The sequence below is a fragment of the Roseibium sp. RP-7 genome (assembly GCF_053005225.1).
In genome coordinates this window covers 229297-255355 of sequence record NZ_JBRKQA010000003.1, presented here as the reverse complement: position 1 = coordinate 255355, position 26059 = coordinate 229297, and the positions used below count along the sequence as shown (strand labels likewise).

Annotated in this window: 28 protein-coding genes and 1 tRNA gene; 13 read left to right on the top strand and 16 right to left on the bottom strand. The window is 55.9% G+C overall.

Features of this window, described 5'->3' with window-relative positions:
- Positions 1–16 precede the first annotated feature (16 nt).
- The 3 genes from ACVDG9_RS23960 to ACVDG9_RS23950 all read left to right on the top strand — a co-directional run bounded on the left by ACVDG9_RS23960 (position 17) and on the right by ACVDG9_RS23950 (position 3155).
- Positions 17–799 (top strand): 3-hydroxybutyrate dehydrogenase, encoded by a 783-nt coding sequence (locus ACVDG9_RS23960; RefSeq protein ID WP_023002766.1) that lies wholly within the window; start codon positions 17–19, stop codon positions 797–799.
- A 72-nt stretch (positions 800–871) separates the two neighbouring features.
- Positions 872–1885 (top strand): patatin-like phospholipase family protein, encoded by a 1014-nt coding sequence (locus tag ACVDG9_RS23955; protein WP_031270129.1) that lies wholly within the window; start codon positions 872–874, stop codon positions 1883–1885.
- Between the two features lie 439 nt (positions 1886–2324).
- Positions 2325–3155, top strand: coding sequence for a pentapeptide repeat-containing protein (locus ACVDG9_RS23950; protein WP_023002768.1), 831 nt, complete (start codon positions 2325–2327; stop codon positions 3153–3155).
- A gap of 260 nt (positions 3156–3415) precedes the next feature.
- Here ACVDG9_RS23950 and ACVDG9_RS23945 read toward each other — a convergent pair whose 3' ends face one another.
- On the bottom strand, positions 3416–4216 hold the full coding sequence (locus ACVDG9_RS23945; protein WP_023002769.1) for a MipA/OmpV family protein: 801 nt from the start codon (positions 4214–4216) through the stop codon (positions 3416–3418).
- 228 nt (positions 4217–4444) lie between these two features.
- On the opposite strand from ACVDG9_RS23945, the gene ACVDG9_RS23940 reads away from it, so the two are divergent.
- Positions 4445–4741 carry a YggT family protein gene (locus ACVDG9_RS23940; RefSeq protein ID WP_023002770.1) on the top strand — a complete coding sequence of 99 codons (297 nt, stop codon included), beginning with the start codon at positions 4445–4447 and terminating at the stop codon, positions 4739–4741.
- On the opposite strand, the gene ACVDG9_RS23935 is transcribed toward ACVDG9_RS23940, so the two are convergent.
- From ACVDG9_RS23935 to ACVDG9_RS23920, 4 genes are all read right to left on the bottom strand, one after another.
- Positions 4704–5015, bottom strand: coding sequence for an NAD(P)H-binding protein (locus ACVDG9_RS23935; protein ID WP_447239168.1), 312 nt, complete (start codon positions 5013–5015; stop codon positions 4704–4706). The two genes, ACVDG9_RS23940 and ACVDG9_RS23935, sit on opposite strands and share 38 nt — an antisense overlap.
- 238 nt (positions 5016–5253) lie before the next feature.
- The gene (locus ACVDG9_RS23930; RefSeq protein WP_447239167.1) at positions 5254–5928 is read right to left on the bottom strand and encodes a type 1 glutamine amidotransferase domain-containing protein; all 675 of its coding nucleotides are present in this window, start codon (positions 5926–5928) and stop codon (positions 5254–5256) included.
- A 24-nt stretch (positions 5929–5952) separates the two neighbouring features.
- Positions 5953–6984, bottom strand: a complete 1032-nt coding sequence (curA, locus tag ACVDG9_RS23925) for an NADPH-dependent curcumin/dihydrocurcumin reductase (protein ID WP_447239166.1) — start codon at positions 6982–6984, stop codon at positions 5953–5955.
- 89 nt (positions 6985–7073) lie between these two features.
- Positions 7074–7571 (bottom strand): lactoylglutathione lyase family protein, encoded by a 498-nt coding sequence (locus tag ACVDG9_RS23920; RefSeq protein ID WP_075284119.1) that lies wholly within the window; start codon positions 7569–7571, stop codon positions 7074–7076.
- 73 nt (positions 7572–7644) lie between these two features.
- On the opposite strand from ACVDG9_RS23920, the gene ACVDG9_RS23915 reads away from it, so the two are divergent.
- The gene (locus tag ACVDG9_RS23915) at positions 7645–8565 is read left to right on the top strand and encodes a LysR family transcriptional regulator (protein ID WP_447239165.1); all 921 of its coding nucleotides are present in this window, start codon (positions 7645–7647) and stop codon (positions 8563–8565) included.
- Positions 8566–9008: 443 nt separating this feature from the next.
- Positions 9009–9596: a glutathione S-transferase family protein gene (locus tag ACVDG9_RS23910; protein WP_447239363.1), complete on the top strand. Its 588-nt coding sequence runs from the start codon at positions 9009–9011 to the stop codon at positions 9594–9596.
- A gap of 232 nt (positions 9597–9828) precedes the next feature.
- Here the strand turns inward: ACVDG9_RS23910 and ACVDG9_RS23905 are convergent, their stop codons facing one another.
- From ACVDG9_RS23905 to ACVDG9_RS23885, 5 genes are all read right to left on the bottom strand, one after another.
- Complete coding sequence (locus tag ACVDG9_RS23905) at positions 9829–11136, bottom strand: DUF5624 domain-containing protein (protein WP_447239164.1); 1308 nt, start codon at positions 11134–11136, stop codon at positions 9829–9831.
- A 434-nt stretch (positions 11137–11570) separates the two neighbouring features.
- Positions 11571–11762, bottom strand: a complete 192-nt coding sequence (locus ACVDG9_RS23900; protein WP_031270137.1) for a Trm112 family protein — start codon at positions 11760–11762, stop codon at positions 11571–11573.
- Positions 11763–11803: 41 nt separating this feature from the next.
- Complete coding sequence (locus ACVDG9_RS23895) at positions 11804–12481, bottom strand: LON peptidase substrate-binding domain-containing protein (protein WP_023002780.1); 678 nt, start codon at positions 12479–12481, stop codon at positions 11804–11806.
- 84 nt (positions 12482–12565) lie between these two features.
- Entirely contained in the window at positions 12566–13567 is a 1002-nt protein-coding gene (gene trxA, locus ACVDG9_RS23890; RefSeq protein ID WP_023002781.1) for a thioredoxin, read from the bottom strand.
- A 139-nt stretch (positions 13568–13706) separates the two neighbouring features.
- Complete coding sequence (locus ACVDG9_RS23885; RefSeq protein WP_023002782.1) at positions 13707–14228, bottom strand: prolyl-tRNA synthetase associated domain-containing protein; 522 nt, start codon at positions 14226–14228, stop codon at positions 13707–13709.
- 244 nt (positions 14229–14472) lie between these two features.
- Between ACVDG9_RS23885 and ACVDG9_RS23880 the strand changes: the two genes are divergently transcribed.
- Together ACVDG9_RS23880 and ACVDG9_RS23875 are read left to right on the top strand one after the other, a co-directional pair.
- Positions 14473–14547 (top strand) — tRNA-Gly (locus ACVDG9_RS23880).
- Between the two features lie 357 nt (positions 14548–14904).
- Complete coding sequence (locus tag ACVDG9_RS23875; protein ID WP_447239362.1) at positions 14905–15105, top strand: Rap1a/Tai family immunity protein; 201 nt, start codon at positions 14905–14907, stop codon at positions 15103–15105.
- 251 nt (positions 15106–15356) lie between these two features.
- Here ACVDG9_RS23875 and ACVDG9_RS23870 read toward each other — a convergent pair whose 3' ends face one another.
- The 6 genes from ACVDG9_RS23870 to ACVDG9_RS23845 form a co-directional block, all read right to left on the bottom strand.
- A complete protein-coding gene (locus ACVDG9_RS23870; protein WP_248153302.1) occupies positions 15357–15521 on the bottom strand; it encodes a hypothetical protein in 165 nt (54 codons plus the stop codon).
- A gap of 234 nt (positions 15522–15755) precedes the next feature.
- Positions 15756–16073, bottom strand: coding sequence for a DUF3223 domain-containing protein (locus ACVDG9_RS23865; protein WP_447239163.1), 318 nt, complete (start codon positions 16071–16073; stop codon positions 15756–15758).
- Positions 16074–16077: 4 nt separating this feature from the next.
- Entirely contained in the window at positions 16078–17403 is a 1326-nt protein-coding gene (locus ACVDG9_RS23860) for a tyrosine-type recombinase/integrase (protein WP_447239162.1), read from the bottom strand.
- Between the two features lie 288 nt (positions 17404–17691).
- A complete protein-coding gene (locus ACVDG9_RS23855) occupies positions 17692–19920 on the bottom strand; it encodes an AICE element replication initiation protein (protein ID WP_447239161.1) in 2229 nt (742 codons plus the stop codon).
- Positions 19913–20149: an excisionase family DNA-binding protein gene (locus tag ACVDG9_RS23850; RefSeq protein ID WP_447239160.1), complete on the bottom strand. Its 237-nt coding sequence runs from the start codon at positions 20147–20149 to the stop codon at positions 19913–19915. The genes ACVDG9_RS23855 and ACVDG9_RS23850 overlap by 8 nt, the downstream gene beginning before the upstream one ends.
- Positions 20150–20239: 90 nt before the next feature.
- Positions 20240–20962, bottom strand: a complete 723-nt coding sequence (locus ACVDG9_RS23845) for a hypothetical protein (RefSeq protein WP_447239159.1) — start codon at positions 20960–20962, stop codon at positions 20240–20242.
- Positions 20963–21324: 362 nt separating this feature from the next.
- Here ACVDG9_RS23845 and ACVDG9_RS23840 point away from each other — a divergent pair, with 362 nt between their 5' ends.
- The 5 genes from ACVDG9_RS23840 (at position 21325) to ACVDG9_RS23820 (ending at position 26059) form a co-directional block, all read left to right on the top strand.
- Positions 21325–21612, top strand: a complete 288-nt coding sequence (locus ACVDG9_RS23840) for a type II toxin-antitoxin system prevent-host-death family antitoxin (RefSeq protein ID WP_447239361.1) — start codon at positions 21325–21327, stop codon at positions 21610–21612.
- A complete protein-coding gene (locus ACVDG9_RS23835) occupies positions 21557–23152 on the top strand; it encodes a DNA cytosine methyltransferase (RefSeq protein ID WP_447239158.1) in 1596 nt (531 codons plus the stop codon). Before ACVDG9_RS23840 ends, ACVDG9_RS23835 begins: the two co-directional genes overlap by 56 nt.
- Positions 23149–23562: a very short patch repair endonuclease gene (locus tag ACVDG9_RS23830; RefSeq protein ID WP_447239157.1), complete on the top strand. Its 414-nt coding sequence runs from the start codon at positions 23149–23151 to the stop codon at positions 23560–23562. Before ACVDG9_RS23835 ends, ACVDG9_RS23830 begins: the two co-directional genes overlap by 4 nt.
- A gap of 113 nt (positions 23563–23675) precedes the next feature.
- Positions 23676–23903 carry a hypothetical protein gene (locus ACVDG9_RS23825; RefSeq protein WP_447239156.1) on the top strand — a complete coding sequence of 76 codons (228 nt, stop codon included), beginning with the start codon at positions 23676–23678 and terminating at the stop codon, positions 23901–23903.
- Positions 23904–24091: 188 nt separating this feature from the next.
- Positions 24092–26059, top strand: coding sequence for a hypothetical protein (locus ACVDG9_RS23820; RefSeq protein ID WP_447239155.1), 1968 nt, complete (start codon positions 24092–24094; stop codon positions 26057–26059).

Genomic DNA, 26059 nt, shown 5'->3' with positions numbered 1-26059 from the left:
TCAAGGGAGATCCCAAATGCTTGCCAACAAAACCGCCGTCATCACCGGATCCACTTCGGGCATCGGGCTCGGCTGCGCCCGCGCCTTCGCGGAAAAAGGCGCCAATGTCGTGATCAACGGGTTGGGTGATGCCGATGAGATCGAAAAGACCCGGGCCGCCATCGAGGCGGATTTCGGGGTGCGCTGCACCTATTCGCCGGCAAACATGCTGAAGGGCGACGAGATCGCCGGCATGATCGCCGATGCGGAAAAGGAATTCGGCGGTGTCGATATCCTGGTCAACAATGCCGGCATCCAGTTCGTGTCGCCGGTCGATGAATTCCCGGTCGACAAGTGGGATGCCATCATCGCCATCAACCTGACGTCCGCCTTCCATGCGATCCGCGCCGCGCTGCCCGGCATGAAGTCCAAGGGCTGGGGACGGATCATCAACACGGCTTCCGCCCACGCGCTGGTCGCCTCGCCCTACAAGTCCGCCTATGTGGCCGCCAAGCACGGCATTGCCGGTCTCACCAAGACCGTGGCGCTGGAAGTCGCGCAGCAGGGCATCACCGTCAACGCCATCTGCCCTGGCTATGTCTGGACACCGCTGGTGGAAGCGCAGATCCCCGACACAATGAAGGCGCGCAACATGACCGAAGAGCAGGTCAAGAACGACGTCATGCTGGCCGCGCAGCCGACGAAGCAGTTCGTGACCATTGAACAGGTGGCGGGCTATGCGGTGTTCCTGTGCTCCGATACGGCATCATCGATCACCGGTTCGATCCTGCCCATTGATGGCGGCTGGACCGCACACTGATCCACGCTGCTCGCGGTGCGGGCTGATGCCCGCCCGCGGCCATCGCCGAACCACCGGAACAAGGGAGCCGTCATGGCCGCGCCTAAGAAGATCAACCTTGCCCTTCAAGGTGGCGGCGCACACGGCGCCTTCACCTGGGGCGTTCTGGACTGGTTCCTGGAAGACAAGCGGCTGAAGATCGACGCCATCAGCGGCACGTCGGCCGGTGCCATGAATGCGGTGGTGCTTGCCGGCGGCATGCAGGACGGCGGCGAAGACGGTGCGAGAGAGCGCCTGGAAGCTTTCTGGTACGAGGTCAGCCGACAGGCCAAATACAGCCCGATCCAGCGTTCGCCGCTGGACGTGTTCCTGGGGGAGTGGAGCCTTGATCATTCCCCCAGCTATCTGTTCTTCGATGTGCTGACGCGGTTTGCGTCGCCTTACGAATTCAATCCGCTCAACGCCAATCCGCTGCGCGATGTTCTGGAAAAAACCGTCGATTTCGACCGTGTTCACCAATGCGAACACATGAAGATCTTCGTTTCGGCAACCAACGTCTTCACCGGCAAGATCCGGGTGTTCAGCGAAAAGGAAGTCACGCTGGATGCGGTGATGGCATCTGCGTGTCTGCCGCAGGTGTTCCAGGCGGTGGAAATCGAGGGCGAGCCCTATTGGGATGGCGGCTACATGGGCAATCCGCCGCTTTATCCGCTGTTCTACGACACCGACACGCCGGATGTGATGCTCATCCAGATCAACCCGATCGAACGGCGCAAGGTGCCGAAGACCGCGCGGGAGATCGTCAACCGGCTCAACGAGATCACCTTCAATTCCACGCTCCTTCGCGAACTCCGGGCCATCGACTTCGTCACGCGCCTGATCGAGGAAGGTAAGCTGTCGAGCGAGGAATACATGAAGGTCAACATGCACCGGATTTCCGCCGGGGAGCTGAAGCCGCTGCAGGCCTCGTCGAAACTCAATGCCGAATGGGCGTTTCTCACCGATCTCAAGGACCTTGGGCGCAAGACCGCGCAGGAATGGCTCGAGCGGCACTATGACGACATCGGCAAGCGCTCGACCATCGACGTCAAGGAAGAGATTTCCTGACGGGCGTCCAGCTCAATTTCTTAACCTTTTGTTAGCCGTGTTTGCAGGTGGCGTTGCAATTTGCAATGCAGCAGATGTGAAGAAAGTCTAAACGGAATCAGCATCTTGTGTCAGGCGGTTTGAACGGAACCAGATCTGGTTTGAATGGCTTTGAAAACAAATTGGCAAGGCTTTTGCGTTTTGATTGGCACGCTGATTGTCAGGTAGTGCGTCGTCAGCGCTTAGATGGACGGAAGAAGTGGGCACTCGCGACCCCGCCTGCTTCTTCCCTCCCTCCCTTGCTTCCCGGCGATGATGCCCGCCCTGCGGCAAAGGATCGCCACGATGTGAAGCGGATCTGCCTCATTTTCTCACTTTTTCAATCTTCTGATCGGATACAGTCCTTCAACCGCCACAAGTGCGACCTATCTTTAGGTGGAGATTGGCAAAGGGATTCGCGATGAAAAACAGGGTGACCCGAGTTCTTGCAGGCTGCGTTGGCGCCATGGCCCTGCTGGTGGCAGCCGGTGGCGCACAGGCTGGCAGTGACCAAGAGCGCATGGCCGAGATCAAGGAAAAGGGCGGTTGCCCCGGTTGCGATCTTCGGCTGGCGGAGCTTCGTGGTCTGGTTCTTGAGAACGGTGATTTCGGCCGTGCCAATCTGCGGGAAGTCGACCTCAAGGAAGCCTTGTTGAAAGACGCGAATTTCAAGGGCTCCGATTTCCGGCGGACGGAAGCCGAGCGGGCGGATTTCTCCGGTAGCGATTTTTCCGGTGCGAACATGCGCTCCGTCGATCTTGAAAAAGCCAATCTGAACAAATCGAATTTCCAGGATGCGGACCTTCGGGACGCGGACCTGAACACGGTTGAGGCAAATGGAGCCGTTTTCGACGGCGCGGACATGCGCAATGTCCTGTTGACCCGGTCGATTGCGGACGCGGCTTCCTTCAAGGGTGCCAAGATGGATGATGCCAACCTGGAGCGCGTGGACCTGAATGGCGCCAACTTCCAGGATGCCCGCATGCGCCAGGCCAAGCTCGACAGGGTCAAGGCTCATAACGCCAATTTTTCCGGGGCGGATTTCACAGGCGTGCGGCTGGTCAGTTCGGACCTGACGGGCGCAAATCTGAAGGGTGTTGATTTCGATGGCGCTCTTCTGCGCCGTACCCGTCTCGCCGGTGCGGATCTGTCGGGTGCCTATAATCTCGACCCCAGCCGCATCCTTGGTGCTTGCGGCGACGAGAACACGAAGCTGCCGAACGGCATCAAGCTCGTCCCCTGCGCCTACTAGGTGCGTCCGAGCGGTTCTCCGTCCTTCCGACTTGACACTTCGCGAAGTGAGCGTTCCGGCTTTGCCGAAACGCAGGCACGGGATGCGCAATGATCGTGCCTGCAGGACAGGTCAAACAGATTTTGATCTGAAGAACTTCCACGCGTTCCCGGGATGTATGTCCCGAACAGGCGGATCAACCGGCGTGTTGTTCGACCAGAAACAAAAAATGCTGCCACACGTGGTGCGGCAGCATCTTGAACATTGCGGAAACGGGTTTCCTAGAACAGGTCGAAAGCGAAACGGTAGGTCACGCCGGCACCGATGCTGAACTGGTTTTCGCTGCCGTTCTTGGCGATCGGGCTGTCCGCCGCGTCGCCAACCAGCCGGTCATAGCCACCTTGCAGGTGCAGGCGGACGTCGTCGTTGAAATCGTAGCTGGCGCGGGCTGCCAGGCCGACGCTCTTGAAGCCGGCGCTCGGGTTGAACTTCGTCAGGCGGCCACCACTGTTGGCTGCTTCGGTCGAGCTCACGCCGAAATAGGTGTCCATGTATTCGTCAGAGGCAAAGCCCGCACGCGGACCGAAGCTGACTTCCCACTTTTCAGCGGGATAGACGATGCCGTCGAGGCCGAGCTGACCAACCTGGCCCGTGTGCCCGTTGATGCCCTGACGCAGTTCGGCGAAAGCGCGGAAATGCTCGGTGCGGAAACCACCGCCGAGACCGAGTTCAAGCGCCCAGTCGATGGTGTTGGTGCCGGTCAGATCGGTGCTGTCGCTGGCCTTGCGCTCGCCGATGAAGTTGAACGACGGGTAGAAGAACACACCGGACTTGCGGCGGCCATCGACAACCTGGCCCAGGCCGGGGAAGTAGAAGCGGCCGACCGAAACGATCGGGAAGGGGTAGACCAGATAGGAGTCTGCAGCCTCGTAACGCGGCTGGACAATGGCGCCGACACCGAGGTCAACCACGAACTGGCGGTTCGCATCCTGCTCAGACAGGTCTCCACTCTGCGCCAGAGCGGCTCCAGACACAGCGCTTAGAGCAAGCGCCAGCGCGGCGCGCGTCATCAACTTGAACATTCAACCCCATCCGACAAGGAATTCCGTTAGCAGGAAGATAGCACGAGAAGGGCTTACACAAACCCTAAGCTGAGAGGGTTTTGTTGGACTGTTGCATTTCCGCACCGCCCTGTTGCTGGTGCGAAGCTTAAGCACAATCAAATGTCGGTGACGCTGCCGTCTTGCAGCAGGGCTGTCAGGAAGCTACATGAGGGCAAGACCAGATTTCGAACGGCAACGGACCGGACCATGACCGCACTCTTCAACGTGATACTGCTCGCCCTGGAACTCTACACGTATGTGATCATCGCCAGCGCGATCTTCTCCTGGCTCTATGCCTTCAACATCGTCAATTCGAGCAATCAGATCATCAATTCCATTGGCCGGGTTCTCTACAATCTGACGGAGCCCGCGCTCAGGCCGATCCGGCGGTTCCTGCCCGATCTCGGCGGTGTCGACATTTCTCCGGTGATCCTGCTGCTGGCGATCATCTTTGTCCGCCAGCTGATCATCCTGAACATCCTGCCGATGTTCCGAGGCTACTGACGCCCTCACCATGAAGGGCCCGGGCCGGTGTGCCGGGCTTCAAACGGTTGCTCCGGCCTCTTCGTACCAAGTGCTTCAAGCGCATTTCGGCGCCGTCGCAGACGCCAGGCTGCAAATCCGTCAGGTCGCCACGACGCAGGTCAGTGTGTTCTGGCAGGGTGGAGGTGTCGGAACTCTCGCGCACAAGGGCCGTGACGGTATGCCCTTGGTCCAACAAATCCTGCGTCAATAAGAGGCCGGTTTTGCCTGTGGCGCCGGCAATGAGAATGTTCATTGGCTTGGAACCCTTCTTTTCATGAGTTCAAACGGGTGAAGCCATCGGACCGGCGGCCTGCGTGGCGGCTGTGTATCCCGGCTCGCTTTGTAGGGCATCGAGAATAACGATTAGAGGCAGATCGCCTTTTTCTGGGAGGCCTGGCCGGAGCGCTCGCCGGTTCTGGGTCGCACGTTTTAAACGTGGACCTGCGAAAGCGGCGAGCGCTCGAGGTCACTTGGGGTCGGCAACCGCAGGACTAGAGCAGCGCCAGCAGCTTCCTTGCGGCCTCTGCCGACGAGGCCGGGTTCTGGCCAGTGACGAGCTTGCCGTCGGTCACCACGAAGGACGCCCAGTCATCACCCTTTTTGTAGTTGCCACCGTTTGATTTCAGCATGTCCTCTACAAGGAACGGCACCACATCGGTCAGGCCGACGCCCTCTTCCTCGGTATTGGTAAAGCCGGTGACTGTCTTGCCGGAGACCAGCGACTTCCCGTCGGCACCCTGAGTGTGGCGAAAGACGGCGGGCGCGTGACAGACCGCGCCGATCGGGCGATCATTGGCGGAAAAGGTCTCGATCAGGGTTCGGCTGTCCGAGTCCTCGGCCAGATCCCAGAGCGGTCCGTGGCCACCGGGATAGAAGATGGCGTCGAAGTCATCTGCCGAAATGTTCGACAGCTTGGTGGTATTCGCCAGATCCTTCTGGGCCGCGTCGTCTGACTTGAACCGCTCTGTCGCATCGGTCTGAGCGTCCTCGGTATCGCTGGAGGGATCCAGCGGCGGCTGCCCTCCCTTGGGCGAGGCCAGGGTGATCTGGGCACCGGCATCCTTGAACACGTAGTAGGGCGCAGCGAATTCCTCGAGCCAGAAACCGGTCTTTTTGCCGGTGTCGCCGAGTTCATCGTGGGACGTCAGAACCATCAGTATTTTCATGGGATTTTCCTTTAAAATTGGGGTTCAATCGTTCAGCTTGATGACACGTTTGCCGAATGCGTCGCCTCTCAGAAGGCCAATGAATGCCTCCGGCGCCTGTTCCAGTCCCGCGATCATCTCTTCGCGGTACTTTATCCTGCCGTCTCGGACCCACTCGCCCATCTGGCTTGCAAAGTCAGGATAAAGGTGCCCGAAGTCGTCGAAGACGATGAACCCCCGCATGGTCATCCGCTTGGTCAGGATGGCGCGCATCAGCAGGCTCAGGCGGTCCGGTCCGTCAGGCAGGGATGTGGCGTTGTATTGCGAGATCAGGCCGCAGACAGGGACGCGTGCCCCGGTATTCAACAACGGAAGGACAGCATCAAAAACGGCGCCACCGACATTCTCGAAATAGACGTCGATCCCGTCGGGAGTCGCATCTTTCAGTGCATCGCGAAACCCGTCCGCCTTGTAATCCACGCAGGCGTCAAACCCGAGCGTGTTCACCACATGACCGCACTTTTCCGCACCACCGGCAATGCCGACGACGCGGCACTCCAGGATCTTGCCGATCTGTCCGACAGTAGCACCCACGGGCCCACTAGCTCCGGCCACGACGATCGTCTCGCCCGCCTTGGGCTGTCCGATCTGTGTCAGCCCGGCCCATGCCGTCAGCCCCGGCATCCCCAGCACGCCAAGTGCCCAGGAGGGATTTTCCGGCTTCGAGCCCATGTTGATGATGCCCTTGCCATCCGACACCGCGTAGTCCTGCCAACCGCCAAAGGCTTGCACCCAGTCGCCTTCCTTGAACCCCTCGACGTCCGAGGTGACAACTCTGGCGACCGTTCCCCCGATCATCACCTCGCCCATGCCCACCGGGTCGGCATAGGACGGTGCGTCGCTCATCCGGCCCCGCATGTAGGGGTCGAGCGACAGGAATTCGTTTTGCAAAAGCATCTCGCCCTTGCCCGCCTTGGGTATGTCGGACGTCTCGAGTCGCAAGGTATTCGCGTCAGGTTCTCCGTGGGGGCGCTCTGCAAGGACGAACCTGCGGTTTTCTTGGCGTGATGGGGTCATGGATCTCATTCTCGACGGAGTAGGGTTTAAATTTGAACGGGACGGATGGAAAAAAGTTCCGGGCGGTGATGGCCGGTCACCTGCGCTCCTCAGGAATAGGCCCCGTTCGAATAGGTCAGCTCATAGCTGTGGCTATAAAGCTCGAAGACGACGCCGAACGGGTCCTCGACGTAGACCATGCGGAAGGGCTTTTCGTCCGGGAAGTATTCGCGCACGGGCATGCGCTGCTTGCCACCGGCGGCAACGATCTTTTCCAGAAGGTCTTCGAGGTTGGGATCCTGTACCGCGAAGTGGAACGTGCCGTGACGGCGGTAGGCGAAGTTGTCTTCGGGTTCCTCGTTGCCCTTGAACTCGAACAACTCGAACCCGATTCCGTCCGCAGTCGACAGGTGTGCGATCCGCAGCCGGTCCCAGCCGGGGCCGAAGACGTCGGTGCACATCACGCCGATGGCACTGTCGTCCTCGGTCACTTCGCTAGGGGCCATGAGGATGTAGAATCCCATCACTTCGGAATAGAATTTTACGGCTGCGTCCAGATCGGGGACAGAGATCCCGATGTGGGAAAACGTGCGTGGTGTCGGAGCCATAGTCTTGTCCTTTCGGTGTATGCTCGAAAGACAGATAGACGCGGCGCGTATCAATGTGAAATTATCGTTCGGAATGGATTTCCAAACGGATCGTAATGATGGCATGCTGAATGCAACCTGGCTTGAAACCTTCGTCACTCTCGCGGAAAGCGGTCATTTTACCCGCGCTGCCGCGCGTCTGAACATGACGCAACCCGGCGTGTCGCAGCAGCTGCGCAAGTTGGAGCGACAAGTCGGACAACGCCTGATCGCACAGGAGGGCAAGAGCTTTACTTTGACCCCGGCGGGCGAGGCGGTACGCGACCTGGGTCTTGCGCGCAGGGCCCAGGAACGGCAGCTGCGCGCTTCGATCACCGCCGACGATCCGGACATCGGTGAAGTGCGGATCGCCTGCTCGGGTAGCTTTGCACAGCTACTCTATCCGCAACTGATAGCAGTGATGCGCGGTGCCCCGCAATTGGCGATCCATCTCGAAGCGGCCCCGCAGGCCAGCGTGCTGTCAGGCGTGCTGGAGGGGCGCTTTGATCTGGGCGTGATCGGGCAGGACCCAAATCACCCGCGTCTGGATGCCAAAATGATCGGACAGGAGGAGCTGTGCCTAGTCCTGCCCGCAGAGGCGACCGATGTGCCGGTGACTTTCAAGGATCTGGAAAACCGCGGGTTCGTGGCCCATCCTGACGGGTTTGCCTACGCCAACGATCTGCTGGCCCTGAACTTTCCCGACACCTTCAGCGGCGCTGACCGCCTGCGCGTGCGGACCGTCGTGAACCAGATCGGACAGATCCCTGCACCCGTCGCCTGCGGCATCGGCTACACCCTGTTGCCCCGCAGCGCGATCGAAGCCTTTCCCGGGCGCGAACAACTGACCGTCGCGACATTGCCTCATCGCCGCCACCACGACCTGTGGTCGATCGTGCGAAAAGGCTCCGAGCCATCCGCCCGGCTCCGCAGGGTCATGGGGATCGCAGAAAAGGTTGCCGGAACACTTGGCTGACGAGCCAAAGTTACTGCAAAGCCTTCTGAGTGCAATTTTCAAAAATACGTAGCAGTATTAGCGCTGGATGCTGCACCCAGAAGACGAAATCAGCCTCTGGTGAAGCCGCAGCAAAAGTCTGCTTCATCCGTGAAGCAGTGATCTGGCGGGGGCCCGTCTTCGCAAATGCAATGAATGGTAGCTTCGGCCAACTTCACCGCAGCAGCGTATCAGCAGGTGAACGTCCACTTCGGGCCGTAAGCGGCGCCAGTGAAGTCGATTGTTCCACCCCGCGGCATGGCCGGTTTGAGCCCGCTTTGACCAATGCTGCATTTTGCAGCAAAGTCAGCTTTGTAAGAGACTTTTCTTAAACGCACCCATCCAAAATTCGCGTTGGAGAACCCGTGCCCACCATCACCGCATTCAAATCATCTCCCGACAAAGGTGTCGGCCTTGCGCGTGATATGCGTGTCCGTTGGGCGCTTGAGGAAGTCGGCCAGTCCTATGATGTGCGACTGGTGACTTTCAAAGAATTGAAGCAGCCAGCGCACCTCGCCCTCCAGCCCTTCGGTCAGATACCAACCTATGAAGACGGTGACGTGGCTTTGTTCGAATCTGGGGCCATCGTGTTCCACATCGCGGAGCGTCACGCTGGCCTGCTGCCCGGCGATGGAGCAGGACGCGCACGGGCGATAAGCTGGATGTTCGCTGCCCTGAACACGGTTGAGCCTCCGATCATCGAGCGCGACTACGTCAAGTATTTCGAGGCCGACAAGAGTTGGCAAGCGGAACGGTTCGCCATGGTCGATGACCGCATCCGAACACGGCTGGATCAACTCGCCGCCGCCTTGGGAGAGCCGGCCTGGTTGGCCGGACCTTTCAGCGCAGCCGATATCCTTATGGTTCACGCGATCCGCAGGTTAGAGGGATCGGGAATACTGGAAGAGTATCCAATCTTTATGGATTACATCGCGCGTGCGGCAGAGCGACCCTCCTACAAGCGAGCATTCGACGCGCAGTACCAGGTGTTCCAGCAAGCCTCGTCGAAGTGAGAAAGCGGACGTTGCCCGCGACAATGTAGATGGCAGCTAAGTCCGCTCACTCGCCATTCAAGGCCCTCGGCTTTTATTAGTCCACGGCTCCCTGCGTGCTGAAACCATTCCGTACGGCAATTGGAGGGGCAAGATCGGCGGCGCAGTCTGCGCGGTACTGCAGACCGATACAAATCGACCGCAGCGATGACGGTTATGGCATTCACCGCAGTTCACTTGACCGCAGGATACTCTAGCTTTTCGGCTTGGGGTATCGCTTGACACCCTTCGGGAACCCGGCGTTCACGCCGGGAATTTTCAGCGTGCTGGTGTCCCACCCGTTGGCTTTCAGCGCGCCCGGCAGCCAGAACCCAACCGAGTTTGACAGCAGCTGGTCACCGTTGATCAGCGAATACTTGAGCCGCATCATGAAGGCATCGATGTCATCCGCCGAGGTCAACGGGTAATCTCCGGGGATTTGCTTCGATAACACCGTTTCAATGTCGTCGACATTGTAGAACGCATTCCGCGCGATCTGGGTGCGATTGTAGACACCCAGCCAAGCGGTCTGCGAATAAAAACCGTAAGTCGCAGCATTGAGATCGCTGGTAAACACTTCAAGCGGGCACTGTGTGATCACCGAAACATTCGTGCAGGGGGCCACCGCATAGGGCATGATCAGGATGTTCTCTGCCCCGATCTTGCCGTCGCTCAAGACAGGCAGGGCCGCCGCAAGCTGGTTGGTCGACAAGGTCAGCCCCGCCCCATAATTGGTGCCGATGGGCATGTGCACCACAACACGGGCGTCAGCCCAGTTGATTGTGTCGGTGTTGTTGGCGATCATCATTTGCAACTCCTGGACACTGTTGAGTGCCGCCAGCATGAAGGTGCCGATCATCACGTTGTTGAACGGCACTTCATAGCGCTTGTCACCGCCATTGTAGAAATCTTCCGCGACCGACTTGGCGTCAAAATTCTTCACCTTCCCGGCACGGACACGTTGGACATAATCCAGCGCCATCCACATCCCATAGGTCATCATGGCGTTGATCTCGTCCGGGCGTTCCTTCCAGGAGGGCGCCTCCAGCTTGCTGATCCAGTCAGGGTTAAGCTTCAGCTGCGATGCAGCATGGGCGATGCGGGACTCCAGGTCCGACAACAGCTTTTCAAAGAGCGGAGAGTTGTCCGCCTTCAGCGCCGCAAGATAGGCCAGGGCGGGGCCAATGTGCGACAACGCCGTCGCCTGCACGAAACCTGTGGCCGGGTCGTTGCGGGTGAGCACATGGTCCAGCAGCTTGCCAGCGGAGGCCTGTTTGCCGTCATAAACAAATACACCGTAGCCATTCACGATGACCAAGGGACCATCGGAGGCAATAGGGCCCGACCCGCCGTTCTTGGCCACCACTTGCGCCAACGCCCAGCCGATGCTGGGGTTGTCTGCACTGCCTTGGCTGCGAGGGAAGATGTTGAAAAGGCAGGTGAACGTGGAATCCACGCTTGGCGGAGCGGCACAAGGATCGGTGCTTTGCGCCCTGAGCGGCAGGGCCAGGCCAAGGATCAAAACGAGAGCGAGCACGGGAACCGAATACAGACGCATATCAAAACCCCTTTGGCTGACTATGCGCGCAATCATACACACTCAAGATTGAGTTGGCATGGGAAGACCACACAAAGTTGTCTTCGGAGTATGGTAAACCCAGTCGTTCCCTTATGTTGACTTCACATCAGGCTTACTTGCGTTCTGACCCCAGGTCCGCTTTTTCCAGCTCTGCTGCCGTTCGTGCATGTCGCGACGAATGTCCGGTTCCCGTGCAACGAACGGCGGTTTTCAGGGCCGGGGACGTCGCGGTTTGTTACTTGTTTCAGATTTTAAAAGCTTGTTCGAACCCTGAAAGCCCTGCTGGTCCAAGGGGTTCGGCTTAAGCTTTTCGTCTAAGCCCACATTTAGGTTTGGGACTGGGGTCAATTGCCCGGGCTTTTTGCTGGCCGGTGGCTTCAGCCTTCCAGCTTGCGCGCCTCATCGGGCAGCATGATCGGGATGCCGTTGCGGATCGGGTAGGCAAGCTTGGCGGTGCGCGAAATCAGTTCCTTGGCGTCCGCGTCATATTCCAGCGTGGTCTTGGTCACGGGGCAGACCAGCAGTTCCAGCAGCTTGCGGTCAACCGGGCGTTCGGTCGGTTCTGTCATCTGGGAGTGTCTTTCAGGTTGGAGCGCCATGTTCGGAGCACTCACTGCAAGGTGGTGCCGCCGTCATTCTGCGAGCGGGCAATGTCCATTTCGGTGATGGCAATCAGGGTTTCGGCACGGGTCTTCAGGTCGCGGGCTTCCAGAAGGGCCTGCTTTTCCTGCGGGCCGTAGGGGCACATCATGCACAGGGCGTTGACCAGCACCTCGGTTTCGGCTTCCGACACGCTTTGCCAGTCGGCTTCCAGGTTGTTGGCGTCCAGATAGTCGCGCAAGGTTCTCAGAAGGCTCGTCCGGTCGACTTCCTCCTCGCCCTGGCCGCACTTGAGGTCATGTGCAAAGGCGGAGAAATCGCACTCGATCTGGCGGAACCTGCTGTAGTCCTCAAGCTCGCGCCCAACGGCAAACCTGGTGATACCCTGCAGCGTGATCAGGTATCGCCCGTCGCCGGTTTCCTGAAAGCTGGTGAGCCTTCCGACGCAGCCGACGCTGGCAAGAGCCGGATTGTCCGGATCGTCCGAATGACGGTCGGGAGAAGGCTGCACCATGCCGATCAGGCGGTTGCCGGCCAATGCGGCATCCACCATGTCGATGTAGCGTTGCTCGAAGATGTTCAGCGGCAGCTGTGTGCGGGGCAACAGCAACGCACCGGCAAGCGGAAACACGGGCAGGACCGGCGGCAGATCCGCGATGGTCTCGTAAATGGCATTTCCCGCCTGCATTCCAATGCCTTCTTTGTTTTCGTTATCGCAGCATGACTGCCAGCTTCGTGCTGTTTCTTAAATGTGTGTCAGTTGCGGCGGTCGTCAAGAAAACAGCACGGAGGAAAGCTTGCGACGGCCGTAGGCGCTGGCCGGATCCTTGAAACCCCAGGCTTCGAAGAACTGCAGCAACTGCTTGCGCGCGCCGTCCTCGTTCCACTCGCGGTCGCGGCGAACGATCTCGATCAGTTCGTCGACTGCGCCTTCCTTGTTGCCCTTGCCGTTAAGGCCAAGAGCCAGGTCGAAGCGGGCCTGCAGATCAAGCGGATCCTTGGCAATGCGATCCTGAAGCTCGGCAAGGTCGCCGAGGGATGCTGCCTGTTCGGCCAGTTCCACCGCGGCCTTGGCGGCCACATAGGCTTCGTCGGAGTGTTTTTCTTCCGGAACCAGTTCCAATGCCTGCTTGGCCCGTTCCAGATCGTCAGCACCGATATAACACTGTGCCAGGCCGGCAATCGCGGTCACGTTGTCCGGTTCCATCTGCATCACGGCGCCGAAAAGCTGGGCAGCCTGACCATAATCCTTGGCCAGCAGAAGCTCTGCGCCCTGCTCCAGGAAGGTGTCGGTCTGGCTGACCGGGGCAGGGCCGGCAACGCGCTCGATAAATGCCTGGATCTGGCTTTCCGGCTGTGCGCCCATGAATCCGTCCACCGGCTGCCCATCCTTGAAGGCCACCACGGCCGGGATCGACTGGATACCCATCTGGCCGGCAATTTCCGGATGGTCGTCAATGTTCATCTTGGCCAGCTTTACGCGGCCGCCAGCGGCTTTCACCGCAGCTTCGATGATCGGTGTCAGCTGCTTGCACGGACCGCACCAGGGCGCCCAGAAATCAACCAGAACCGGTTGCTGGCGGGAAGCTTCCATGACATCGGCCATGAAGGTCTGCGTCGTCACGTCGAAGATGAGGTCGCCAGAAGGGGTGTCGCCACCACCGTTGCCGCCGCCCATGCTGCCACCGCCCATTTGGCCGCCATAACCGCCACCCATGCTGGCGCCAAAGCCGCCGCCGACCTGGCCGCCGATGCTGTAATTGCCGTTGCTCATGTGCCGCCTCGAATTTTCCTGCCGGTGCCTGGGGCCTGCCGGCTCAAAGTGAATGCCGTTGAAGGGTTGATTTGGCCCATAACATGGAGCCACTGCGCGCGAAATACAAACGCCTTCGCCTGCCGAAAGTGGGTGACCGTTACAGGCCGGCTGCCTTGGCCTCTTCGCTGACCGCCAGAACCTGCGCCGTGTGGCCGCAAGCAGAGGCGAATTTCAGAAGGTCGGCTGCGGAGATCGCCGTCGTCGCGTTGTTCTTCAACGGGTGATAATTCAGCACTTCATGTTGCATCATGGCTGCGTCGAACACGGGCGTGACCCTTTGGGCTTCGCGGTCGTTGATCAGCGAGAAGGGGGTCACCGAACCCGGTTCCACGCCCAGCACCTCCATCAGAAGATCGGCATTGCCGAAAGATACGCGCCCTTGAGCGCCGATGATCTGATGCACTTTCTTCAGGTCGATTTCCGCGTCGTGCAGGGCAACGATCAGAAACAGCCTTCCCTTCTTGTCCTTCACGAACAGGTTCTTGGTGTGGCCACCGGGAATGCGGTCATGCAGGTCGCCGGACTCGGCAACTGTAAAGACGGGCTCGTGATCCACCGTCGTGACAGGGATCCCGAGTTCCTCGAAATAGGCCAGTAGGTCGTCGCGTGTCGCCGGCATGGGTTTTCCTGAGAATTTTGAGAGCTTTTGCGCTGTCTAACGCGATTTGGCTGCCGGCCACAAGAGGTTAAGGGTAGAAAAAGCGGCAGAAATCTGCGATTTTCCGGCTTTGATTTCACAGGAAATCCACAAATCGACGGCTAAAAAAATTTCTTCAATTTCGGTGTTGCAATCCGTCTCAGCATAGTTCATATACTGCGCCACCGACGCCGAGGCGGTCACCGCCACGGACTAGGGACGCTATGCGGGCGTAGCTCAGGGGTAGAGCACAACCTTGCCAAGGTTGGGGTCGTGGGTTCGAATCCCATCGCCCGCTCCAAATTCTAAATAAACAAAAGCCGCGGTTCTCCGCGGCTTTTGTTGTTTTTGGCCTCAGCTTCTTTTCACGTTCAACAGCGTCCAGATGGCCAGGGTTACCGCGCGGTTACAACAAACCAAAATCGTCAAAGCGTGAAATCGTGCCGTCCAGCCGGTTCTAAGCACTATAATTGACGCTTCTCTCTCCTCATGTTTCGATTTTCGTTTTTGATGAATCTGAGGAGCCTTGAAAATGCGGCGATTGCAGTTGTTTTTGGCGGTAACACTAGTCTCTGCTCCAGCCTATGCCTTCGATCCTGAAATGCAGATGAAGGGGGCAAATTTCTCCGATGCGTGCACACGCACAAACTAGAGCTGGATAAGTTTTTGTAACGGCTACATCCAAGCCACCGTTGACAGCCTGAGCGTGGGCGACGGAGTTTGTATCCCAAACGGTGCGACCCGTACCGACATTGTGACGGCCGTGGAGCGTACAATCACTGCTTCTAGCCAGCTCAAGTCAATCAACTCGTTTGAAGCGGTAAGGCTGGCAATGCGGCAAGCCTTTCCTTGCTCCTGATAATTTGTGATGGCGTTGACAGGAAATTTTTCACGCCGAATTTCGAAAGGACACAGCGGGACGTACGCAAGCATATTGAGCGACGAGCCTTCCAGGCCTAACCGGGTCCCCCGGCAGCTGCTCAGATGGGACCCGCGCAAGGGGGGGGAGGGTTGAAGCAATCCTCCCGGAATGCAGGGGTAAACAGTTGCGCGGGCATCAGTGTTGCCAATGCCCGCGCTTTTCCGAATAGGCTAGGGTGAGTGGTCAGCCTACCATTTCTGGTCTACGGCAATGTGGTCTTCGCACTCGCATTGCCCGAATTCTTCAAACGCCCACTCAAGCTCCTCAGCGGCGAGGCGCATCAGTTCCGCCGCCTTTTCCAAAGGAAGCCATTTCTCTTTGTTGGTGCGCTTGTCTCTAACCAAGACCTTCATGGCGATCTCCTGTGCTGAACAGGACAGGAAAACACGGCGAGAATTCTGGCGCAATTATCTGCATAATATCAGTAAGTTACGCTAAATATTCAGGCGTCCTAAGAGCTGTTCCTGTAGCGGCAGCGCGTAGGGGCGGCCACTGTAACTGGGCGGTAGCAGGGGCCGTAGGAAGTGGCCCCGCCAGCACGCGTACGGTGGGCAGGGCGCGGCGTACCTACCCACGCCCTGCACTGCCTAAGCTACCGTGGCATTCGGATAGGCGGCGATGAACTTCTTGAAACTGAAGTCGAGAATTGAACCATCATCCAGCTCGGCAAAGAAGCACGGCGTGTTGCAGTGTCTGTGGTGCTTCCGCAGATATCGGACAACTTTTCTCGGTCCGATTTCTACAATTTTATCTGGACGGCCCTTCAATATTGCATCGACGAACGCTGCGTCTTCGCCAACAATCTCGCTGCCGTCTTCTTCCTTGTGAAGGATCTCTTGGCAACGGCGGATAAAACCAGCCTTTGATGGAAACGAAACCCCACCAACTGAAACAACAATGCCCATAATTTTACCTCCAACTTTGTTTGGTGGTTGTTTGAGTTCCGTAGGCCCTATCCAGGGCCTCAATGGCAGCGCTGCCGTTTCGAACGGCTTGTGTGTAGTGGCCAAGCGTCACGGTTGGATTGGCATGACCGGCGATCTGCGCGACCAGTCCGACCTCAATCCCCTGCGCTTGCAGAGTTGAAATGAAGGAGTGGCGTGCGGAGTGCGGCGTTACGTAGGGTAGGCCAAGCTTTTTGAACGCGGGTGCCCAATAGCGCTTCCGGAAGTTCTGGTAGAGCAGCGGGCCACCGCCTCCAAGACGTGGCTTCGGCCACTCCTGCAGCCTTCCAGGGCCGGGAAAGACGCGGTGAAGCTCCTTACCGTTCCTCGGGCAGCGGACGCGCCAGTCGAGGAGCATCTCGCGCAACGTGGCGCTCATGGGGACGTCCCGTGTCCCGGCTTCTGTCTTCGTCATTTCCGCTAGCGAGCCGTCACGCTCCTGGATGCGGCGGATGCGGATGACACCGCGCTCGAAATCCACTTCGCTCCACAAGAGACCCAGTTGCTCGGACGGCCTTGTTCCGGCGAGGAAAGCGAAGGCGTAGTAGACGCCGTGTTCAGGATCGTCCTTGGCCGCAGCTACCAGCTTGGCGATATGTTCAGGGGTCAGGATGACCTTCTTCTGCTTATATCGTGCACGCGGGAGGCCTGTCGGCATGGAAGGCGCGCGGACGCCGAAGTCTTCCTCAGCCAACGTCAAGATTGACTTGAGGTGGGATTTGGCCCTGTTCGCAGTATAAGCCCCGCACTGCTCGGCGACAGTCTTGTGCCACGCGCGGATCATGGCCGTGTTTAGGTCCGTCAGCTTCACGTGCCCGAGAAGTTTGATGAAGCGAGCACCTTTAGGGGCAATGCCATTCTCGGTGTAGTCCGCACGTTCTTGCTTGGTACCAATAAGCAGAGGCCCACGGATCGCGCCGTTCGCCACCACCTTGTAGCCATTCAAGGTCGAGGCCTTGACGCAGCCGTCCTTTGTTCCAAGCCAATGGTCAATAGCTTCTGCGACAGTCGGAGCTTTGCGCTCGTCGAAGAAGTTTCCTTCCGCCACTTTCAGCAAAAGGCTGTTCCTGAAGGCCTCTGCGTCCTTCTTCCGATTGAAGGCGCGACGGCGGCGTTTGTGTACTTGCGGATCCTGATACTCACAGTACCACTGCGGATAGGCGGCAATGGTTCCGTCTTTCAGCTTGCGACGCCGGGTATTCGAAGTGATTGAGACATTAAAGTTTTTCATGCTCTTGTTCTTTCCAAATGAAAAAGCGACGAGGAAAACACGGCGGCGTAACCCGCACAAGTAATCGCCGAACGCCTCAGAAGGCGCTCGAAGCGACCACAGCGGTAACCGCGCCGGTAACCTCTGCACTGGTTTGATTGGAGAGGCAGCGTCGTTAGGCGGCCTCGGAAATCTCGGATTCCATGCTCAACGAGGTTGAAATCGCGGTTTGCAACGGGTGGCGGTAGTGACGCCAGTGGCGGCAGCAGGCGGCATGCACACCGGGAAATGAGTGGTAGGGGGAGTACCCCTCCCCTGCTGTGCCCCAAGACTGCCACGACACCAAACGCCGTCACGAGCGCCACGCCGTCACACCAAAAAAGGCGGCTTTGCGTCCCCTGGATTGACGAGCCGTATTTGAACTTTGCGCCCTTTGCGGTCCCTTTGAAGAAACTCTACCAAAATCCCAGCCTTTTCCATCGCAGGGCGCATTCTGGTGAGTTGATTCGACAGTTGAGAGGGCGACTTTGGCAGGCTTCGGTGATGTCTCGCATCGTCCTGCTCCATGATTTTTACGAAAAGTTCGCCGATATAATCCTCGTAGCCTGTCGGTCGGATGATCCTCCGCAACGCTACGACGAGGGCGTTGTCATTGACTTGTTCGATGAAGAACTCATCTTGAGCGGCAGATATCGCATCAATGATAGCTCCCGCATCCTCGCCCAAACCGCCCTCGGCGGCGCTGATCCAACGGGCCGAATCCGCCATTCGGAGATGACGAGGTGGCTCAATTTCGTCGAACTCTCGCAGAGCATGTGCAACGGCATCATAAAGTGCCCCGAGAATACCCGGTAGCCGCTGACTGAATTCGGAACGAAGTTCATCCTCAGTCTTCCGCCCACCTTCAGACATCGGCGAAAGCTTGATCGGGATTGCCCTTTCCATCAGGTCTGGCCGACTGGCGTATCCGCCAATTCCGTTGATCATAAACGGTCGCGTATAGTTCATCACATAGAGGTCACCGTCCGTATAAAGCTTACGGACGGCAATACCGCCACCGGTCGAAAGTGCACAAAGAGCATCAGACATTTCCGCGCTCATGCCCGACGCGTTGTCAAAACTGAGCAGACGATATTCCTGAGCCTGGATCATTAGATCCTGGGGCTTATCAGGCAGACGCACTCGCATTGCTGCATTCGGGTCAATGATCCGTTTGACAATCTCGCAGAAAAAGCTCTTCCCGGATCCCTGTTCGCCCTCTACCAAAAGAATGAAATACGGCCCAGTGGGCCTCAGTGCATTGATCAGGAAAGCCAAAAGCAGTCGATAATTTTGCTGGTCCAAGCCCAAAAAACTTTGGAACCAATAGAGATCCTTGATGGAGCCGGTTACCGGCAGTGGCAATTCCCCAAAACCGGCACCTCGTACAAACTTATGGGAAACCGTGGGTTCAATCGTCCATCCGTCCGGTTCAATCAAAACCGTACTGCCATCGTCGTGACCCAAATCCATGGAAATCGCCTGGCCGTTACCGGCAACACGAGCAAAAACAGGAAACGGCGGACCGTCGAACAACCCGATAGCTTCCAGCGTTGCTATGGCCTCGTTCAACGGCTGAGATGCGATGGGCTTGCCCCAAGATTTGTAAGCGAGGATTCGAAGCCAAAGTTTTACGCTGCCCGAGGTCACTCGATAAGCAATAGATGAACCTGTATGAGGCAGCGTTGCCATGGCAACGTGTTTTGTGGCCTCGTCTCGGAACAAAAACATCCCTTCCGCCAACGCCAACTTGACCATTTTTGCGGATTGAGTGTCATCCTTCCCCTCGGTTTCTTCGAAACCTTTTTCACGGGCGGAGCGAATCCACTCTGGAAGCTCTTTGAGCGAGTCACCAGTATAGCTACAGGGCAGCAGCCCGACGAAAATGTCCTCGATTTCCTCATTGGTGGCCCCAGCTCGAACGAGCATTGCGACCAATGCCACACCGGCATCGTGCGTTGCCTTTCCCGAAATCAAAACAGTAGCGTTTTCAGATCCAATCGTTGCTTTCAACAATTTGATATGCTGATCGGTGATTTCGGGAAGGCCAGCGAAATCGACTTCAAGTAGAGCCGCCCCGTAGATTTCATAAGGGACATTGGTGTCCGGATGAATCGACGGTGGCATGACAGTCATCTTTCCGCCAGCGAGGAAATCGATGTTGCCGAGTTCTCCCGCACCTTTGATAACGGTGGATTTGAGAGCCCTCGGAGCTCGAACGAAAATCGTAGCCCCTTTCTTGCCTCGCTTGCCAGCAAGGGCGGCCTTCCGCTCGGAGCGGTTCAATCCAAGAAGCTGGAGGACAAGGTTCAGCAGTCGATCATCATCAACATCCAGGGCAACGAGAACCTTCTCTTCACCCAACGAAACGCCTAAGAGCAACCCGATGTTTTTGTCTGGGTAAGAGGCAAGCCACTCTTTTTGTTTTTCCTCGCCAGGAATCCCTCCCAAGAGCCCCGTCCACCCGCTCGGAATCGGAGCTTTGCCATTGACCGGAACGATCGGGAGACTTTGATCCCAATACTTTCGGGCTTCGATTTTAAAAATATCGTCAGACATTTTCGCCCCCGATCTTGGAGGCGTTGACCGCCGCGATGACCTCTGAAAGGCGAACGAGTTTACGGCCATTGAACGGCGCATAGGCAGGAATGGTGCCGGAGTTTACTGCACGCCTCAGCGCCCAGGTGTGAACGCCAAGTGCCTTCGCCGCTTGTTGAATAGTTAGGAGAGCTTCGACGCCGAATTCCTCCGGCTTCTTTTCAGTTTCTTTCGAAATTGGTGTCGTCATTTTTGACGCTCCTGAATTGAGTTCAGTTGCGTCGATGGCCATCGACTGCCGGTGTTTTCGCAGCTTTCGTAATTCGTCGCTTCCCCACCCCTAGGGGGTGGGGTACTGGAGTGCAAACTCAGGCACCTCGTCCAAAGGCTGCTTGTTCAATTCCTTCATTTGGGCAGCGGAGAAGTCCTTGCGAAAAGCGTTGGTCAGACGGTAGGCATTCTCTAGACTGTCCGAATTCTCTGGACCTAAGAATTTGGAAAACCACTCTAGCTCCAGTCCGTCCGATAGTGTTTGGACAATAGAATTTACAAACTTCTCCATATCCTCAAGGACATCTTCTCGCTTCCGCTTCCGATCGATTTTGAAGTAGTAGAGGGCAAACCAACGCCTGTGGGCTTCAAGATTGGTGTCCCCAGCCCTAAGTTGACGCGCATCGGGCTTCATCTGATAGACCAGATGAAGTGCTCCTGCCCAACGGTTTAACAATCCCCATTCGTGCAGCAAGTCGGGGGACATTTCTCTTGCTGAAATGCGCTGCTCAACGGAAGCTATTAACCGCCTCCCAGCCTTAAGACGCTCTTCGACGCTTTTGCGGTCAACCGCATCGACATGCGGGATCAGCAGCCAAGCGCGTATAGCCTTGCCGTGTTCTTCGTCTTCCCAAAGAGGCGCACTGTCACACCATTCCTTCTTTCCGCCTTTCGAGCCCACCTTTCGGCCTTTTGCCTCCTCAAGGGTTTCAAGGCGCATTTGAAACAAGTCACGAAATTCACTGAGATCAAATTCAATCTTGGACCAGATGTCACCGGTGATAGTTGCCATGACCTCAATGCCTTTGTTCGAATAAACCCTCCCCCTCCCCTAGCAGGACTAGTGCAAACGGCCTAGCCGCCGTCACGCACGTCACCACCGTCACGATGAGACGCTGTGCTGGCAGTGACGCACTATACCACGCCGTAGTTCTAACGGCTGAGGAGGGGGAGGTGTCAGACTACAGCCACGTGCACGCACCCGCGTAGCTGCGCCGCTGTGTACGGCTGGGGTACATGGGTACGGTTGGGTATGTGACGTATAGCGTACAGAAAATCTTGTGAGACCGAATAAGCCAAAGTTTCAGAAGCACAGGTGAGATAGCTTTAAAGACGCAGGTGCGTAATCAGAATCTGCTAAAAACGAGCTGCGATATGGGCCGGTGCCCACCTCTGTGCAAGACGCTTGTTGCTGACAGAGGTAGGAGCTTGCATGAAAGTAAGAAATTAGCCAAAATAGCTATTATGGACACAAATAAACTTAAATCGTTGTCTGCTCGTGAAGCGAAAAACCGCTTCGGTTACCTAATCGACATTGCACGACATGAACCTGTTTCGATCGAAAAGCACGGAAGACCGGTGGTGGTAGTCGTGAGTGTCGAGGAATATGAGCGCATGGCGATTTTATTCAATTCAGAAAAGAACAAGAACGGCCGTGATTAGACCTGCCTATCCTATAGTCGATATTTTTGCCGGTCCTGGTGGTTTAGGAGAAGGTTTCGCTTCCTTTGACGAGGACGCCGTACAGCCTCGATTTAAGAGCGTCGCTTCAATCGAAAGCAACGAATTCGCTCACCGCACACTCCATTTACGCCATTTCCTGCGGACGTTTAGGGAAGGCTTTCCGGATGAATATTATTCTTATCTCAAAGGCAGGATAGAGATTGAGGAGCTGTACTCAAAGTATCCGGAGAATCGCGCTCATGCGGATAACACCGCACTTCGCATTTCACTTGGACCGGAAAACCATGACGTCGTTCGTAGCTTAATCGGAACGAAACTGAGAGGTTTAGATAAATGGGCGTTAGTTGGCGGCCCGCCTTGCCAAGCCTATTCCCTTGTCGGCCGTTCCAGGATGATGGGCGATCCGGATTTCATGCAGGACGTCAGGCATTTTTTATATCGTGAGTACCTCAGGATCATTATTGATCATGCTCCGCCCGTCTTTGTTATGGAGAACGTAAAAGGACTGCTCTCCTCTAAGATCGACGGTGAACTTACCATCAATCTGATACTTTCGGATCTCGCAAGGCCCAAAGAGGCTCTGGGGCAAAGTGCAAACGGCCTCGGCTATCGCCTTTTTTCTCTTTCAGAAGGTGAATTGACAGGACCTGGCTCAGACCCCCGACTTTTTCTGGTTCGCGCGGAGGAGTTTGGGGTTCCTCAAGCCAGACATCGGATGTTCATTGTCGGAGTACGGGAAGATATCCCTGTTGTACCCGGTAGGCTCAAGCATCACAAACCGCCAACTGTGCGGCAGACAATCGGAAACCTACCCTCCATCCGTAGCGGCCTATCGAAGGGGGAGGACACCTTCGAAACCTGGTCCAGTGTAATAGAGGGTATAGACCCTGTTTCCGTCAGTGAAATGCTGAATACGCTGGGAACCAGCCGAGATCTGTTCGATTCCTACAGTTATGACGTCTGGAGCGAAAGATCGGCGCTCCCAAGACGATCAACACGTTACCCAGAAGTTTCACGGTTTCAACACCCGGTTTTTGATCACCTTTACGATAGTCGTCTGGATATTCTAAATGGCCATGAAGCACGCTCGCACATGGCATCTGATCTCAAGCGTTATGCCTTTGTCGCATCTTTTGCCGCCGTTACTGGCCGTAGCCCGAAACTGGCGGATTTCCCGGATGAGTTGCTTCCGGAACATCGCAACGTCGATCTCGGGCGTGAAGGCAAAATGTTTGCTGACAGGTTCCGCGTGCAACTTCCGGATCAGCCCTCAACAACAATCACGTCTCATATTTCCAAGGACGGACATTATTTTATTCATTATGACCCGATGCAGTGCCGTAGCTTGACCGTTAGGGAGGCCGCGCGTTTGCAAACCTTTCCTGACAATTACAAATTCGAGGGACCGCGTACGGCCCAATATCATCAGGTCGGTAATGCTGTTCCGTCCTATCTCGCCAAACAGATAGCGGCTATCATCGCGGAGGTCCTGGATGCGATGAAAGACGGAAATTCTTGACAGACAGAATCTCCAAAGAACATCGAAGCTGGAATATGTCCCGGATCAGGGGCAAGAACACCATACCTGAAGTGCATTTGCGCAAACTGCTTCATGCGGCTGGGTACCGGTTCCGACTTCATGCACCTGACCTTCCTGGCAAGCCCGATATCGTTCTGAAAAAATACAAAACCGTGATTTTTGTTCATGGGTGCTTCTGGCACAGACATGACGGTTGTACCGGTGCGACTATTCCTAAGACACGGACGGAATTCTGGACGAAAAAGTTCGAGGCTACCGTAGAACGCGATCTCAGAAAAAAAGAAGAGCTCGAACAGGCTGGATGGAAGGTCGAAATCGTCTGGGAGTGTGAGTTGAAACGGGATCCCGACAGAGCGCTAAAAACTATTCAGAAACAGCTGCATAAATAACGACTGTCGCCGAGTGCGTACGTACATTTCTCAAATATATAAAAAATGTCATCGTCAATATGTTGACATTGAGCGCATATCTGACCATTTTATTTTCGAAATAGGAGAGAAATATGCGCGACAAACGGAAGAAATTTATCGATCTGGCTGAAGCGCGTGTAAATCGAGCGATCAAAGATATTCGTCTGATCGGTAACCTCGCGAACAAGAGTTCTTATGAATATTCGGATGAGGACGCGAAAAAAATGTTCCGTGCTCTTCAGAAAGAGCTGGATTCGGCCAAGTCCCGATTTACAGGTGACAGTGGTGGAAAGGATGCTGAATTCAGATTGGAAGGGTGATGCTACAAGGTTCTGTCGCTTTAAGTGTGCAGCTTCAATTGGGCTCAGCAGATGTCATGTTGCGCGGTCATTTCAATCCAGGCATGAGAAATTTAGTGTTTTGCGCCGTGTAATTGCTTCTTGAAAAAAACAGAAATGAGCCGACAGAATCCGGCAGGAAAATTCAATTGTAAAAGGAGAATACTTCCATGTGGAGTTTTCCGAAAGCGGGGCCTGAACACAGCAATTCCAGTTCTAAGCTAAACGAGTTTTTCAATGATCACGATGCGGCTACTGGGTTAGTACGAGAGGCCATTCAAAATTCACTTGATGCGGCCTTGTCCCCGAATGAGCCGGTTCGAGTAAGGTTTTCCCTTGCTTCTATTTCCTGGTCCGAGCTTAAGCCGTTTCTAAAAACTGGGCACGCAGATGAAACTCTAGATAGTCATCTCAATAGTGAGGACCTTGGGAAATTCGCTGCGACCTTTAAAGGCAAGGATCTCCGTTGCCTGATCATTGAAGACAGTGGAACTAAAGGCCTTATCGGTGAAACCGATAAAAACAATGCGCGCTCGGGATCGAATTTCGTCGGATTCTGGTGGAACGATGGGATTAGCGGAAAAGGAAAAGGGGCGAGCGGTTCTCACGGTGTGGGAAAAACGACCCTCACGCGGATATCCAGTATGTCGCTATTTCTAGCTGTGACAAAGCGCAGCGATGATAATAGGCGATTTTTGCTCGGCTTTGCTAATCTTCCTTATCATCGAGTCAGCGGCGCTAGCTACCTTGGGTATGGGCGTTTCGGAAAAGCCATTCCTGAGAATGGCCAAGAGACTTTCATGCCCATTGAAGACAGTGGTACGATTGAAGATTTTCTATCTGCGGTTTCACTCCAAAGAGACGAGTCAGGCCTATCAGTTTTCATTCCCGGAGTTCCTAAAACCGTTGACAGTCCTGCTCTGCTTCTTGCTGTCGTTAGAGACTACTACTGGCCAATCCTGAAGGGCGACCTGGTGGTTGAGGTCGTGGATCGGCTGAACGGGCAGCAAGTCTTAATTAAGAAAGAGAATATCGGGGAGGTGATAACCGATATCGGCGCGGTAGGAGAGAAATACCGTAGAGCGGTATCGGACACAGCCAGCCGAGTAAGTGTAGCTCGTGAAATTCTGGGTCTTAGGATTGGCGGAAATCCGAATTGGTATCCAGGCAATACTCCTAAGCTGAATCAAAGCTCAAATGGGAATGTGAAGGGTGAAGTAACGAAAGAATGCTTCTCAGAGGAAAACGTCCAACGAATTCTTGAAAGTTATGATGACGGTAAGCTGGTAGGCTTCAATTTCGCTCTCGATTGCAAAACAGCTGACGATAAAGAACAGGCTGGTATTGTTCAGGTATTTTTCAAAAAGATTAATCACGTTACTGCTGATAATACACAATTTATTCGGAATCAAATAGTTATTTCAAATCAACCATCTGGTTTCGTTGCGAAAAATGTAATGTGTTTCTTGGTGGCCGAAGATCAGACGATGTCGGACTATCTTAAAGAAGCGGAAGAACCAGCTCATACGAGATGGTATTTGAACCGCTTCAACGATCAACGCAGTTACAAGTCGGACTGGGCACTTCGGTTCGTTATGGATCTCCCGCGGCAAATGTTCCGGATTCTATCGCGCGAGGATGAGGATGCCGCCGCACATGAAAATTTTGCTGACGATATCTTCTCAATAACTCAACCGGCGGGGAGCGGTCCAGTGAAGGAGAAGCGTGGTGGGAAGCCGGATCGTTCGCGCAAACCTAGCGATATTCCGGAGACAAAGCGGCAGCCTTTAATTCGCCTGGAGCGAGACGCGGAAAATCTTGGATTTGCAATACTGCCTGTGACCAATATGGCCACGCTGTTGGAAGGCGAAGGACTCGCTTTTCCTATAGGGATCAGTGTCAAGGCTGCATATGTTTCTGCCCTTGGCAGAAGCCGATCATGGAAGGACTACAGGAAATTCGATTTTGAATTTGGGAAAAGTATACCGATTATTGTGGAGCCGATGGACTCTGTGAATGTAGTCGAGGCGTCAGAAAATCAATTCCTGATTGAGATATTAAAACCTGATTTCAAGATATCCGCTACAGGATTTGACGGGAATCGAGACCTGCTGATTCACCCCAAGATTATACTATGA